Below are 12,682 nucleotides of genomic sequence, written 5' to 3'. Positions count from 1 at the left end.
TGGCCGCGCGGCGCTACCGCGCGCAGGACACGTCGTCGCGCGCCCGCCCCGCTGCGGCTGCCTTCGCGTCGGCCACCGGCATGCCCGAGCGCGCCTGCAGCAGCTCCGCGCACACGGCCACCGCGATCGCGCCCGGCGCCTTGTCGACGATGCCCGCGACGCCGATCGGGCACACCATCTCCACGAGCCGCGCCGGATCGACGCCGCGCGCGGCAAGCCGCCGCTCGAACTTCACGCGCTTGGTGCGCGAGCCGATCATCCCGAAGTACGCGTAGTCGCGCCGCCGCATGATCTGCGCGGCGAGCGAGAAGTCGAGCGCGTGGTTGTGCGTCATCACGAGGAAGTACGCGCCGGGCGGCGCCGCGTCGACGACGGCCTCCGGCGTGTCGGTCGGCTCCGGCTGCACGTTCGGCGGACATTCGTCCGGGAACAGCTCGTCGCGCGTGTCGACCCACTGCACGACGCACGGCAGCGCGCCGAGCAGCGTGACGAGCGCGTGACCGACGTGCCCGGCGCCGAACAGCACGATGTGCATCGGCGCCGGCGTACCGGTCGCACGGTTGCGCTGGCCGGTGCCCGACGCGAACGCCGGGGTCGACGCGGTGCGGAGCGAGCGTGCGGGGCCGTTCATATCAGCCTCCGCCGGGCCGCCCCAAGGAGGCTGACCACCCCCTCGGGGGGAGCCGTGCATGGGACCGGAGTAAGCGCTGAAGCGCCAACTCCAGTCGACAGTGAACGAAGAGAGCGTGAGAGCCGTTTCATCTCAGCCTGCCTTCGCCGCACGCACTGCGCTGACCGCGCGCAGGATCGACTCGCCGGTAGCCGGCGCATCGAGCGGCGGGTTCACCTTGTAGTCGCCGACCGCGGCCACGGCGTCGCGCACCGCGAAGAACACCGAGAACGGCAGCAGCAGCGGCGGCTCGCCGACGGCCTTCGAACGGTGGATGCTGTCCTCGACGTTGCGGTTCTTGAACAGCTGCACGTTGAATTCGGGCGGCGTGTCGTTCACCGTCGGGATCTTGTACGTGGACGGCGCATGCGTCATCAGCTTGCCGCCCTTGTTCCACCACAGCTCCTCGGTCGTGAGCCAGCCCATCCCCTGGATGAACGCGCCTTCGACCTGGCCGATATCGAGCGCCGGGTTCAGCGACGCGCCCACGTCGTGCAGTGCATCGACGCGCAGCGTGCGCATCTCGCCCGTCAGCGTGTCGATCACGACCTCCGACACGGCCGCGCCGTACGAGTAGTAGTAGAACGGCCGGCCCTGCAGCTTCGACTGATCCCAGTACAGCTTCGGCGTCGCGTAGAAACCGTCGGACCACAGCTGCACGCGCGCGAGGTACGCCTTCGCGATCACTTCGCCGAACGGCACGCCGTTGCCGCCGACCCACACGAAGTCGTTGCCGAACTTCACGTCGGCCGCATCGACCTTGCCGTCGCCGAACTGCTTCGCCGCGAACACCGCGAGCCGCTCGCGCAACTGGCGCGCCGCATCCTGCGCGGCCTTGCCATTCAGGTCCGAGCCCGTCGACGCGGCCGTCGCGGACGTGTTCGCGACCTTGCTGGTGTCGGTCGCCGTCACGCGGATCCGGCCGAAGCGGATGCCGAGCTCATGCGCGACGACCTGCGCGACCTTCGTGTTGAGCCCCTGCCCCATCTCCGTGCCGCCGTGGTTCACGAGCACCGAGCCGTCGGTGTAGATGTGCACCAGCGCGCCGGCCTGGTTGAAGTGCGTGACGTTGAACGCAATGCCGAACTTCACCGGCGTGATCGCGATACCCTTCTTCAGCACCGTGTTGCGCGCGTTGAATGCGCGCACGCCCGCGCGCCGCGCGCGGTAGTCGCTCGTCGCTTCGAGTTCGCCGAGCAGTTCCTGCAGCACGTTGTCCTCGACCGTCTGCCCGTACGGCGTGACGTTGCGTTCGGTCTTGCCGTACAGGTTCGCATAGCGGACGTCGAGCGGATCGCGATCGAGCGAACGCGCGACGTCGTCGAGGATGTACTCGATCGCGAATGCGCCCTGCGGGCCGCCGAACCCGCGGAACGCGGTGTTCGACTGCGTGTTGGTCTTGCCGCAGTAGCCGGCGATGTTCACGTCGCCCAGCCAGTACGCGTTGTCGAAGTGGCACACGGCGCGCGTCATCACCGGGCCCGACAGGTCGGCCGAGAAACCGCAGCGCGACGTCATGTCGAGCGCCACGCCGTCGATGCGGCCGTCGTCGTCGTAGCCGACGTCGAAACGGTAATGGAAATCGTGCCGCTTGCCGGTGATCATCATGTCGTCGTCGCGGTCCGGACGCAGCTTCACCGGGCACAGCAGCTTCCATGCGGCGAGCGCCGCGCAGCACGCGAACAGGCCCGACTGCGATTCCTTGCCGCCGAACCCGCCGCCCATCCGGCGGCATTCGATGAGCACGTTGTGCGACGCGACGCCGAGCACGTGCGCGACGAGGTGCTGCATCTCGCTCGGGTGCTGCGTCGAGCAGTACACGTGCATCCCGTCGTCGTCCTTCGGCACCGCGTACGCGATCTGCCCTTCGAGGTAGAACTGCTCCTGGCCGCCGAGCAGCATTTCGCCCGACTCGCGGTGCGGCGCGACGGCGAGCCGCGCAGCCGCGTCGCCGCGCGCGAGCTTCAGCGGCGGGATCACGTAGGTTTCGGCCGCGCGCGCTTCCTGCGCGGTGAGGATCGCCGGCAGCTCCTCGTAGTCGACCTGTGCGCGGCGCGCGGCGAGCCGCGCGGTTTCATGCGACGTCGCGACGACGATGAACATCGGCTGGCCGACGAACTGCACGATGCCCTTCGCGAGCACCGGGTCGTCGTGGATGATCGGGCCGCAATCGTTGACGCCCGGGATGTCGTCGGCCGTGAACACGGCGACCACGCCCGGCGTCGCGCGCACCGCGTCGAAGTTCATCGACACGATCCGCGCGTGCGGCTTCGCCGACAGGCCGAGCGCCGCGTGCAGCGTGCCGGCGACGACCGGGATGTCGTCGGTGTAGGTGGCGCGCCCGCTGACGTGCAGGTGCGCGGATTCGTGCGCGCGCGAGACGTGCACCTGCGCGGCGTCGGCTTGCGGGTCGAGGGTGCTCAGGAACGGTTCTGCTTGCTGGTTCATGTTCGGTGTTCTCCGTCTTCAGACGCGCGCCGCGTCGGTGCCGACTTCGGCGGCCACTTCACGCACATTCAGGGCTTGCGGCGGCAGCGGGTCGTGCGGGCGCGTCTCCAGCCAGAATCGGTACATCAGGTTTTTCGCGGTATCGAGGCGGTACGTGTTCGTCGCGCGCATGTCGGACAGCGGCTGGTAGTCGCGCTCGAGCGCCTGCATCGCGGCCTGCGCGGTGGCTTCGTGCCACTGCGCGCCGTCGAGCACGGCTTCCGTGTGGGCCGCGCGCTTCGGCGTCGCGGCCATCCCGCCGAACGCGATGCGCGGCTCACGGATCATGTCGCCGTCCGCGATGAACGCGAACGCCGCGCACACGGCCGAGATGTCGGAGTCGAACCGCTTCGACAGCTTGTAGGTACGGAACTGCAGCTTCTCGCGCGCGCCGGTGCGGGTCGGCACCTTCAGGCCGACGACGAATTCGTGCGGCGCCATGTCCTTCTGCTGGTAGCCCGTGTACAGCGCCTCGAGCGGCAGCTCGCGCACCGTGTCGCCGCCGCGCAGCACCACGCGCGCGCCGAGCGCGATCAGGCCCGGCATCGAATCGCCGATCGGCGAGCCGTTCGCGACGTTGCCGCCGATCGTACCGGCATTGCGGATCGGCAACGACGCGAAGCGCTTCCACATCTCGATCAGCTCCGGATACGTACCAGCCAGCGCCGCATACGCATTCTCGACCGTCACGCCCGCGCCGATCTCGATCCAGTCGCCGCGTTCCACGAGGCGCTGCAGTTCGGCGATCTGGCCGACGTAGATCAGGTCGTCGAGCCGGCGCATCTGCTTGGTGACCCACAGGCCGATGTCGGTGCTGCCTGCGAGGATGCGCGCGTCGGGCCGCTCGGCCTTCAGCGCGGCCAGCGCGTCGAGCGTGCGCGGCGCCGCGAAGCGCGCGCCGTTGATCGTCGTGTAGTCGAACGTATCGTCGCGCTTGAGCGACGCGAGCGTGCGGGCCAGCGCGGCCGTGTCGACCGGCGCCGACGGCGCCGGCGCATCGAACATCTGCACGGCCGCATCGACGATCGGGCGATAGCCGGTGCAGCGGCACAGGTTGCCCGTCAGCGCATCGGCGATCTCGGTGCGCGTCGGCACGTCCTTCGCCTTCGCACACGCGCTGCCGCAACCTTCGTGGCCGTGCTTCTCGTACAGCGCCCACATCGACATCACGAAGCCGGGCGTGCAGAACCCGCATTGCGAACCATGGCAATCGACCATCGCCTGCTGCACCGGATGCAGCGAGCCGTCCGGCTGACGCAAATCCTCGACCGTCAGCAGCGCCTTGCCGTCGAGCGTCGGCAGGAACTGGATGCATGCGTTGACGGCCTTGAACTCGACCGCGCCAGCGTCGGTCAGCTCGCCGACGACGACCGTGCACGCGCCGCAGTCGCCTTCCGCGCAGCCTTCCTTGGTGCCGGTGCAATGCGCGTCCTCGCGCAGGTATTGCAGCACGGTGCGGGTAACGTCCGCGCCGCTGACTTCGCGGATCGCGTGACGATGGTAGAAGCGGATCGGCTCACTCATGTCTCGATGGTTCTTCAAATGGGGGGCAAGGCGGCCTGCGCAGTGCGCTCGACCGACGTTTTTCTGACAGTTTGCACGCTATCACCATCAAATTCCGCAACCCATAGCCCATCACGCATGGGGCCCATATAACTGCCGCGATATGAGCGCCGGGGCCGCCCGGCGGCCTTTCCACGCGGGGCTCCCGGTCCCTTCCCTGCGCCCCCGCAACCGTCCGTCATCCTCAAAAACAGGTCGCGATTAACTAAATGGTACCTGCGTGAAAACCGGTTCCATGGGAAAATCCCGATTCCCTTTTTCGCCGTCTCCCGTCCGTTTCGTTCATTCGTTCCGACCCCATGTCAACCGATTCCGCCACACCGCCGCGCAGCGGGTTCGCGGTCACGCTGCAAATCGTGTCCGTCGTCTGCTTCACGTTCATCTGCTACCTGACCATCGGCCTGCCGCTCGCGGTGCTGCCGGGCTTCGTCCATGACGACCTCGGTTTTTCCGCGATCGTCGCGGGCGGCGCGATCAGCGTCCAGTATTTCGCGACGCTCGCGTCGCGGCCGCTCGCCGGGCGCCTGGCCGATACGCTCGGCCCGAAGCAGACGGTGTCGCGCGGGCTGGTCGGTTGCGGTGTGTCGGGTGTGCTGCTGCTCGTCGCGCTGCTGCTCGCGCACTGGCCGGTCGCGAGCCTCGTGCTGCTGGTCGCGAGCCGGCTCGTGCTCGGCGTCGGCGAGAGCCTGTGCGGCACCGGCGCGATCCTGTGGGGCATCGGCCGGGTCGGTGTCACGCACAACGCGAAGGTGATCTCGTGGAACGGCATCGCGACCTACGGCGCGCTCGCGCTCGGCGCGCCGGTCGGCGTCGCGATCGCGCATACGCTGAATCCGGCGCTGATCGGTGTGATCGTGATCGCGCTGGCCGCAACCGGCTTCTACCTCGCGCGCCTGATCGCTTCCGTGCCGCTCGTGCACGGCGAGCGGATGTCGTATGCCAGCGTGTTCACGCGCGTGCTGCCGCACGGCCTCGGCCTCGCGCTCGGCTCGGCCGGCTTCGGCTCGATCGCGACTTTCGTCACGCTGTACTACGCGGCGCGCCACTGGCCGAACGCCGCGTTGTCGCTGACCGTGTTCGGTACGCTGTTCATCGGTGCGCGCCTGCTGTTCGCGAACACGATCAAGACCTACGGCGGCTTCCGCGTCGCGATCGTGTCGTTCGCATTCGAATGTTCGGGCCTCGTGCTGCTGTGGCTCGCGCCCGTGCCGCACGTCGCGCTCGTCGGCGCCGCGCTGACGGGCTTCGGCTTCGCACTGATCTTCCCGGCGCTCGGCGTCGAGGCCGTCGCGCTCGTACCGCCCGCGAGCCGCGGCGCGGCGCTGTCCGCGTATTCGGTGTTCCTCGACCTGTCGCTCGGCATCACGGGCCCGCTCGCCGGCTATGTCGCGGGCGCGTTCGGCTACCCGCAGGTGTTCCTGTTCGCGGCGGCGGCGGCGGCCGCGGGCGTGGCGCTGTCGATGGTGCTGTACCAGCGGCAGGCGCGGGTCGAAGGGAGCAGCGCGGCGGCCTGACGGAGCAAGGTTCGGCGGGCTCAGCCCGCCGGGCGCAAAGGGCGGGTACATCAGCCATCCGCCGGCCGCTGCGGCACAGACTAGCGCGGCAGAATGTTGAATTCGCGCAGCACGCGGGCGGCTTCCGGATGATGGCGAAACGGCACTGCAGCCGCGCGTTCAAGCTTGGACGCGGCGCGATCGAACAGGACAAGCGCTTCCGACGTGTTGAGGTGCCTCGACATGTACAGGAAGCCGTCGACCCGCTGGTCGTGCCGGTGCACGGCGGCGGACCATTGTTGCGGGATGTCGTAGGGCACGACAGTCGACAGCGCCCCGTCTCCGCCAAGATTCTTCAGCGGCAGACCGTGCAGGACGGCCACGTTCAGTGGCGAACCCGTAAAGGACAGCACGTAGCGCTCCAATTCCGCCGTCACGAGCGGGAACCCGCCGAGTTCGAGATCCGCGACTTCGTCGTGCAGCACCGTCTCTGCAAACGCGCAATGCAGGTCGAAGCCGAAATAGCAGGTGCCGAACCTGCCCCGCTTGCGCGGATCGTCGAACCGGTTACCACCCGACCTGCCGAAGTAGGGCTCGTCGGTGTCGTAGCGTGAAATACGGAGCAGCGTGGCAGGCGCGACTTCTTTCGTCGTCAGCGTTGCATGCGCGAAATGCCTGCCCGGCGCCGCCAGCGTCAACCGCGCGCTCCTAGCGTTCCGCGAAGGCTGCCGCCGCGCGCTCCACCCGCTCGACCTGCCCTTGCGACAAGGCTTTCAGCGGCGTGACGTTACCGAGCGAAGCCTTCGGTGTCGTAAAAAACTGCCACTTGCTCCAGCCCGGCAGGCTGCCCAGTTGTTGCGTCACCTTGCCCAGCGTCTTGCGATCGATGTCGCCTGCCAGATAGAAGGCCGGATAGTATTGCGCGGCCCCGACGTCCACCGTGAAAATCCGCCCCGACACGAGCGCCTTGTTGAGCGCCTGCCGGGTAATGCCCAGCCCCGCCCAGAGTTCGGCGGCCGGCAACAACCTGCCGGCGGCCACCAGCGCCTGCCGCTCGGACAACGCAATCCGCTCGACCTCGGAAAGCACGGCGCCCTCGTACGCGGCCGGCTTCGGATTCGGCTTCGCGCGGCCGGGCGCTTTCCTGTCGCGGGTCGCCGCGGCGGCGATCCCGAAAGTGACGACACCGGCAAGATCGATGACCTGAGCGATACCGACCTTGAACAGATGGCCCAGTTGCGCGTCGGACAGCTCGAGCAATGCGCGGGCCTTGTCCGGCCCGAGCATGGTCGCTGCGCCGACGGCGCAGCGCAGCGCCACTTCGGTATCCACATCGAGGATGACATCGGCGCCCTCGAGCGCTTGCGCATGCCGAACCATCATCGCCTCCTTTCACGATCAGGATGAAGGATAGGTCAGCCTCGCAACCAAGTCAACCGCGTCAACTTTTCTGCGTACCCAAGACTGCCAGCTCCGGGCGGACGACCGATGCATCGGGCCCCCGCAGACAGCCGCCTCCCGGTCAGGCCGTGCGCAGAAACAACCGCCGCGTCAGGTCGAATGCGACCAGATTGCCGGCCACCACCAGCAGCAGCCCGACCACCGCGAGCGGCGACCACTGGTAGCCCTCGAACACGGTCGACACGGCCAGCGCGACGATCGGGAACAGCACCGTGCAGTACGCGGCACGCTCCGGCCCAATCCGGCCGACCAGGGTCAGATACGCGGTAAAGCCGATCACCGAGCCCGGCACGGCCAGGTAGACGAGCGCGCCGAGATAGCGCGGGCTCGTGTCGAGCGTGAACGGCAACCCGGCCACCGCGCTGCCGACGGTCAGGATCGTGGCGCCGATCAGCATCGCCCAGCCGTTGGTCACGAGCGGGTGCAGCCCCATCGACTGCATCCGGCTCGACAGCAGGTTGCCGGCCGAGAAGCACATCGTGCCCGCGAACGCGATCGCGAGCCCCGTCCAGGTCGCGTGGTCGTCGAGATGGCCGGCCATCTGCTGCCAGAACAGGCACGCGATGCCGGCGAGCCCGAGCAGCGCACCGGCGATCGCCGACGGCCGCAGCGGACGGCCCATGAACAGCCGGCCGTTGATCGAGTTCAACAGCGGCGCAGTCGAGAAAATCACCGCGACGAGGCCGCTCGGCACGACCTGCTCCGAATAGTAGAAGCACAGGAAGTTCAGGCAGAACAGCGCGAAGCCCTGCGCCAGCAGGAAGCGCCACGCTTCGCGCGGCGGGCGCACCGGCCGGCGCATCACGCGCAGCAGCGCGAACAGCACGGCGGCCGCGAGCCAGAAGCGCCATGCGATCGACACGGGCGGCGGCACGGAGCCGAGCTGCCACTTGATCGCGATCCAGGTGGTGCCCCAGATCAGCACGGTGACGAAATAAAGCGACAGGTTCATGGTGGCAACGATCCGAAAAAACAGGTGAAACGGATCCCGACTATGCCGCCGCCCGGCGCGCGCCGATTGTCCGGAATTGCGGTCTTTTTCGGGTCGCCGCACGCGGCGCCGCGCACCCGCTTATACTCGGCCCATCATGAGCCTCTCCCTGTCCGCCCCGCCCGTCGATCACCCCGCCGCCCTGGCCGGCGGCGATCTGCCGTTCGGCCTGCAGTCGGTCTGCCGCACGCTCGCCGACGCGAACGCGACGCTCGAGCGCTTCGCGTGGCTCGGCGACCATCTCGCGATCGCCGAATGGACGCGGATCACCGACGAAAGCGAGACGGTCTACGAACAGCCCGGCCACCATACGCTGTCGTGCTACCTCGACGGCGGCTACCGGACGGAACGCCAGCGCGTGCCGCGCTACGGCGCGCCGAGCCTGCTGTGCGCGCTGCCGGGCGACCATGAATCGCGCTGGTGGGTGCGCGGCGAGATGCACTTCATCCACCTGTATTTCCTGCCCGAACACTTCACGCAGCGCGCGATCCGCGAACTCGACCGCGAGCCGCGCGAGCTGAAGCTCGCCGACCGCACCTACTTCGAGGATGCGCGCGTCGCGACGCTGCTGCGTTCGCTCGCACTGGACGGCTGGGACGATGCCGACGAACGGCTGCGCGTGAACGAGACCGCGCACGAGGTGCTGAGCCTGCTGCTGCGCGGGCAGAGCACGACGCGCACCGACACGTCGTTCCGCGGCGGGCTCGCGCCGGCCGTGCGCCGCCGCGTGCGCGACTACATCGACACCTACCTGACGCAACCGCTGACGCTCGGCGAACTCGCCGACGTCGCCGCGCTGTCCGAGTACCACTTCTCGCGGATGTTCCGGCTGTCGTTCGGCCGCGCACCGCACGCGTGGGTGGCCGAGCAACGGCTGGCGCGAGCGCGCGAGTTGCTGCGCACGACGGCGCTGCCGCTCGCGCAGATCGCGGCCGACTGCGGCTATGCGAACGCCGGCCACTTCAGCCATCGCTTTCGCGACGCGCACGGCACGACGCCGAATACGTACCGGCGCGCGATGCAGGGCCGCTGAGCGCGGCCCCTCTCGTCGTTTCGCGGCTTACGCGCCGCGCTGCGACAGTTCCTGTTCAAGCGCCGCGACACCGGCCGGCAGATCGACCGGCACCTTCAGGTCGACCATCGTGCGGCCGAACGCGTGCAGCGTGCGGAACAGGTTGTGTTCGCGGCACTGCTCGCCCATCTGGCCGATCCGCACGATCGGCAACCCGAACGAGCCCGAAATCTCGACCTGGTACTGCTTCGAGATATGGCCGCAGACCATCCCGGGCGTCAGCCCCTCGGGCGTCTCGATCCCGACCACCGAATTGAGCCGGCAGTCCTTCGGCGCATAGAGCTTGAGCCCCATCGCCTCGACGCCCGCCTGCAGCGCGAGCGAGCAGCGCAGGTGGCGTGCGAAGCGGCTTTCGAGCGTTTCCGCGCAAACGAGCCGCAGCGCCTCGTGCAGCGCGAGCACGCCGGACACCGGCGCCGTGTAGTGATAGCCCGCGTTGTGCCAGAAATTTTCCGCGAGCGCCATGTCGAGACACCAGTGCGCATTCGGCTCGGGGCGCTGCTTCATCCGGTCCCAGGCGGCGTCGGAGAACGCGATCAGCGACACGCCCGGGATCGACGACAACCCCTTCTGCCCGCCGGTGATCACCGCGTCGATGCCCCACGCGTCCATTTCGAGCGGCATCGTCGACAGCGTGCACACCGCATCGACGACCACCAGCGCACCGGCCGCCTTCGCGAGCGCCGCGATGTCGCGCAGGTCGCGGTTCCACACGGTGTTCGACGTCTCGCCCTGCACGATCGTGACGATCTCGGGCCGCTCGCGGGCGATCGCGTCGGCAATCTCGTCGAGACTCGCGACCGCGCGGTCGGCCACTTCGAGCGTCGAGACGTCGGCGCCGACGCGCGTGGCCATCTCGGCCATCCGCGCGCTGAAGAAGCCGTTGCGGATCGACAGCACGCGCGTCCCGCGCCACGCGAGGTTCGAGATCGCCATTTCCATGGCGGCCGAACCGGGGCCCGCGACGCCGAGCACCCACTTCGTGCGGGTCTGGAACACGTAGCGCGCCATTTCCTTCACTTGCTCGATGATCTTCGCCATCGTCGCGCCGAGATGGTTGATCACGATCGTGTTCGCCTTCGCGACGGCAGCCGGGATCGGAACCGGGCCGGCCCCCATCATCAGCAGCGGTTCTTCGGGCAGGATCGCGTCGAGCGGCACGACGACGGGACAGGGAATCGGCGAGTAATCGATGGACATGGCTGGTAAAAAGTGAGGAAAGGAAGTGCACGGGCGCCCGCCGCACGACATGGCGAACTGATCGATCATTCCGCGTTCCGCCGCCTCGCGCAAGAGGCACCCGCGGCCGGACAGCGTAACGGTGGCCCGGTCGCCGCACCGGGCCAGCCGGCCGCGCGCGGGTCGCACGCCAATCATCCGGATTGAAAAAAGATTGCCGGCCGGGTTGTGAAACGGTTCCATTCGTGCAGCAAGTACACGATTTACTCCGTCAATAACAGCGCGATTCGCCGAGATCGCCGGTTCAGCGAGACTTTGTATCGAGCGAAATAGACCGGATCCACGATAAAAATCGCCGAACGGAATCCGATACGAAAAATCCGCGCACGGGCGAAAAACATCCATTATTCCGGCATGTATTGGGTATCGCTTCCCGTCAATACCGGAACAAGTCTGCCACTCTGGATTGCAACCTATTGATTAACATACGAAATATTCGATACCTCCATGGTTATTCGAATACCCCGCCGTCTTTGAACGGCAGACGTGCGAGACAGCGCCGGGTTTAGCGCGTTACCCCCGAATTCGATTTTTCGCAACCCGCCCCTTTTCTCAGGTTGACGGATATCGCTTCCGTATTGAACAATCGTCTGCGGAATCGAAAAAAGCGATTTTTCGATACGAGGGAGAACTGGGTGTCGCGCGATGCGCTTTCGGGGTTGCGCGACGAAAAACCACAACCATAATCAATCAACCGGGCCAGAAATACGCAAGCCATGAACCAGATTCAGACCATGCGTGTATTCGTCTGCGTCGCCGAGCAGCAGAGCTTCCGGCGCGCGGCGCACCATCTCGGCGTGTCCAATGCACTCGTCACGCGTTCGATCGCGATGCTCGAGGGCCACCTGAACACACGGCTGATCCACCGCACCACGCGCAACCTGTCGCTCACCGAGGCCGGCGTGCGCTACCTCGACGGGTGTCGCGCGCTGCTCGAGGAATTCGACCACCTCGAATCGTCCGTCGCGCATGCCGTGCGCGAACCGGCCGGCACGCTGCGCGTCGTCGCGTCGGGCCTGCTGTCGCCGCTTGCGCTGACGCCGCTCGTCAGCAGCTTCCGGCATCGCTACCCCGAATTGCGTGTGCAACTGACCGTCGCCGAGGGGCCGCTCGACGTGCTCGATTCGGGTTACGACGTCGGCATCGTCACCGGCAACCGGCTCGACGGCAACCCGACGCTGGTCGGCCACGCGCTCGCGCCGAACCCGTTCGTCGCGGTCGCGGCGCCGGCCTATCTCGAGCGACGCGGCGAGCCGCGCGTGCCCGACGACCTGCCGGGCCACGACTGGGTCACGCTCGCGCCGCACCAGCATGCGCCCGCGTGGCAACTGGTCGGCCACGACGGCATCGCGCATTCCGTCACGGTGCGCCCGGCCTGCACGGTCAACCAGCTCGCGCTCGTCCAGGCGGCCGCCGTGGCCGGTGCCGGCATCGCGGTGCTGCCCGAGCCGTGCGTCGCCAGCGCGCTCGCAAACGGCACGCTCGTGCGTCTGATGGCCGGCTACCGGATCGACGATCCCGACACGCAGTTGTCGCTCGTCTACCCGAACCGCCAGTACGTGCCCGCCCGGACGCGCAGCTTCGTCGAGCACGCGCTCGATCACTTCAGCGCGCAGCCGGCCCGCGAACGCACCGACTACGGCTTCCTGCTGCCGCCGCGCGGGCCCGAGCGCGCCGACATCGTCACGGGCCTGCAGTAAACTGCG

General features: G+C 68.0%; 10 protein-coding genes. 3 read left to right on the top strand and 7 right to left on the bottom strand.

Annotated elements, in window-relative coordinates:
* Positions 1-13 precede the first annotated feature (13 nt).
* The 3 genes from xdhC to xdhA all read right to left on the bottom strand — a co-directional run bounded on the left by xdhC (position 14) and on the right by xdhA (position 4,681).
* Positions 14-631 carry a xanthine dehydrogenase accessory protein XdhC gene (xdhC, locus tag ACN8ZM_RS04110; RefSeq protein ID WP_420210605.1) on the bottom strand — a complete coding sequence of 206 codons (618 nt, stop codon included), beginning with the start codon at positions 629-631 and terminating at the stop codon, positions 14-16.
* 132 nt (positions 632-763) lie between these two features.
* Complete coding sequence (gene xdhB, locus ACN8ZM_RS04105; RefSeq protein ID WP_420210604.1) at positions 764-3,118, bottom strand: xanthine dehydrogenase molybdopterin binding subunit; 2,355 nt, start codon at positions 3,116-3,118, stop codon at positions 764-766.
* Positions 3,119-3,136: 18 nt separating this feature from the next.
* The gene (gene xdhA, locus ACN8ZM_RS04100) at positions 3,137-4,681 is read right to left on the bottom strand and encodes a xanthine dehydrogenase small subunit (protein ID WP_420210603.1); all 1,545 of its coding nucleotides are present in this window, start codon (positions 4,679-4,681) and stop codon (positions 3,137-3,139) included.
* A 338-nt stretch (positions 4,682-5,019) separates the two neighbouring features.
* Between xdhA and ACN8ZM_RS04095 the strand changes: the two genes are divergently transcribed.
* Positions 5,020-6,234, top strand: coding sequence for an MFS transporter (locus tag ACN8ZM_RS04095; RefSeq protein ID WP_043189362.1), 1,215 nt, complete (start codon positions 5,020-5,022; stop codon positions 6,232-6,234).
* 80 nt (positions 6,235-6,314) lie between these two features.
* Here the strand turns inward: ACN8ZM_RS04095 and ACN8ZM_RS04090 are convergent, their stop codons facing one another.
* From ACN8ZM_RS04090 to ACN8ZM_RS04080, 3 genes are all read right to left on the bottom strand, one after another.
* The gene (locus ACN8ZM_RS04090; protein ID WP_420210602.1) at positions 6,315-6,911 is read right to left on the bottom strand and encodes an RES family NAD+ phosphorylase; all 597 of its coding nucleotides are present in this window, start codon (positions 6,909-6,911) and stop codon (positions 6,315-6,317) included.
* Positions 6,912-6,921: 10 nt separating this feature from the next.
* The gene (locus ACN8ZM_RS04085) at positions 6,922-7,593 is read right to left on the bottom strand and encodes a hypothetical protein (protein ID WP_420210978.1); all 672 of its coding nucleotides are present in this window, start codon (positions 7,591-7,593) and stop codon (positions 6,922-6,924) included.
* A 142-nt stretch (positions 7,594-7,735) separates the two neighbouring features.
* The gene (locus tag ACN8ZM_RS04080; RefSeq protein ID WP_043189370.1) at positions 7,736-8,626 is read right to left on the bottom strand and encodes a DMT family transporter; all 891 of its coding nucleotides are present in this window, start codon (positions 8,624-8,626) and stop codon (positions 7,736-7,738) included.
* 136 nt (positions 8,627-8,762) lie between these two features.
* Between ACN8ZM_RS04080 and ACN8ZM_RS04075 the strand changes: the two genes are divergently transcribed.
* Positions 8,763-9,698, top strand: coding sequence for an AraC family transcriptional regulator (locus tag ACN8ZM_RS04075; protein WP_043189372.1), 936 nt, complete (start codon positions 8,763-8,765; stop codon positions 9,696-9,698).
* Positions 9,699-9,725: 27 nt separating this feature from the next.
* On the opposite strand, the gene ACN8ZM_RS04070 is transcribed toward ACN8ZM_RS04075, so the two are convergent.
* Positions 9,726-10,937: a pyridoxal-phosphate-dependent aminotransferase family protein gene (locus tag ACN8ZM_RS04070; RefSeq protein ID WP_089449996.1), complete on the bottom strand. Its 1,212-nt coding sequence runs from the start codon at positions 10,935-10,937 to the stop codon at positions 9,726-9,728.
* 755 nt (positions 10,938-11,692) lie between these two features.
* Here ACN8ZM_RS04070 and ACN8ZM_RS04065 point away from each other — a divergent pair.
* Positions 11,693-12,676: a LysR family transcriptional regulator gene (locus ACN8ZM_RS04065; protein WP_205822783.1), complete on the top strand. Its 984-nt coding sequence runs from the start codon at positions 11,693-11,695 to the stop codon at positions 12,674-12,676.
* Positions 12,677-12,682: the final 6 nt, after the last annotated feature.

Origin of the sequence: Burkholderia aenigmatica, assembly GCF_048627025.1 — a bacterium.
In the GTDB taxonomy this organism is placed as follows: domain Bacteria; phylum Pseudomonadota; class Gammaproteobacteria; order Burkholderiales; family Burkholderiaceae; genus Burkholderia; species Burkholderia aenigmatica.
Note: the sequence above shows the minus strand (reverse complement) of the source record. Positions and strands in the feature narration are given on the sequence as shown.

Bases quoted from the DNA above. Each gene is read 5' to 3' on its own strand.
- xdhB (WP_420210604.1), bottom strand. From the start codon at position 3,118: ATGAACCAGCAAGCAGAACCGTTCCTGAGCACCCTCGACCCGCAAGCC.
- xdhC (WP_420210605.1), bottom strand. From the start codon at position 631: ATGAACGGCCCCGCACGCTCGCTCCGCACCGCGTCGACCCCGGCGTTC.
- ACN8ZM_RS04075 (WP_043189372.1), top strand. From the start codon at position 8,763: ATGAGCCTCTCCCTGTCCGCCCCGCCCGTCGATCACCCCGCCGCCCTG.
- ACN8ZM_RS04070 (WP_089449996.1), bottom strand. From the start codon at position 10,937: ATGTCCATCGATTACTCGCCGATTCCCTGTCCCGTCGTCGTGCCGCTC.
- ACN8ZM_RS04095 (WP_043189362.1), top strand. From the start codon at position 5,020: ATGTCAACCGATTCCGCCACACCGCCGCGCAGCGGGTTCGCGGTCACG.
- ACN8ZM_RS04080 (WP_043189370.1), bottom strand. From the start codon at position 8,626: ATGAACCTGTCGCTTTATTTCGTCACCGTGCTGATCTGGGGCACCACC.
- ACN8ZM_RS04085 (WP_420210978.1), bottom strand. From the start codon at position 7,593: ATGGTTCGGCATGCGCAAGCGCTCGAGGGCGCCGATGTCATCCTCGAT.
- ACN8ZM_RS04065 (WP_205822783.1), top strand. From the start codon at position 11,693: ATGAACCAGATTCAGACCATGCGTGTATTCGTCTGCGTCGCCGAGCAG.
- xdhA (WP_420210603.1), bottom strand. From the start codon at position 4,681: ATGAGTGAGCCGATCCGCTTCTACCATCGTCACGCGATCCGCGAAGTC.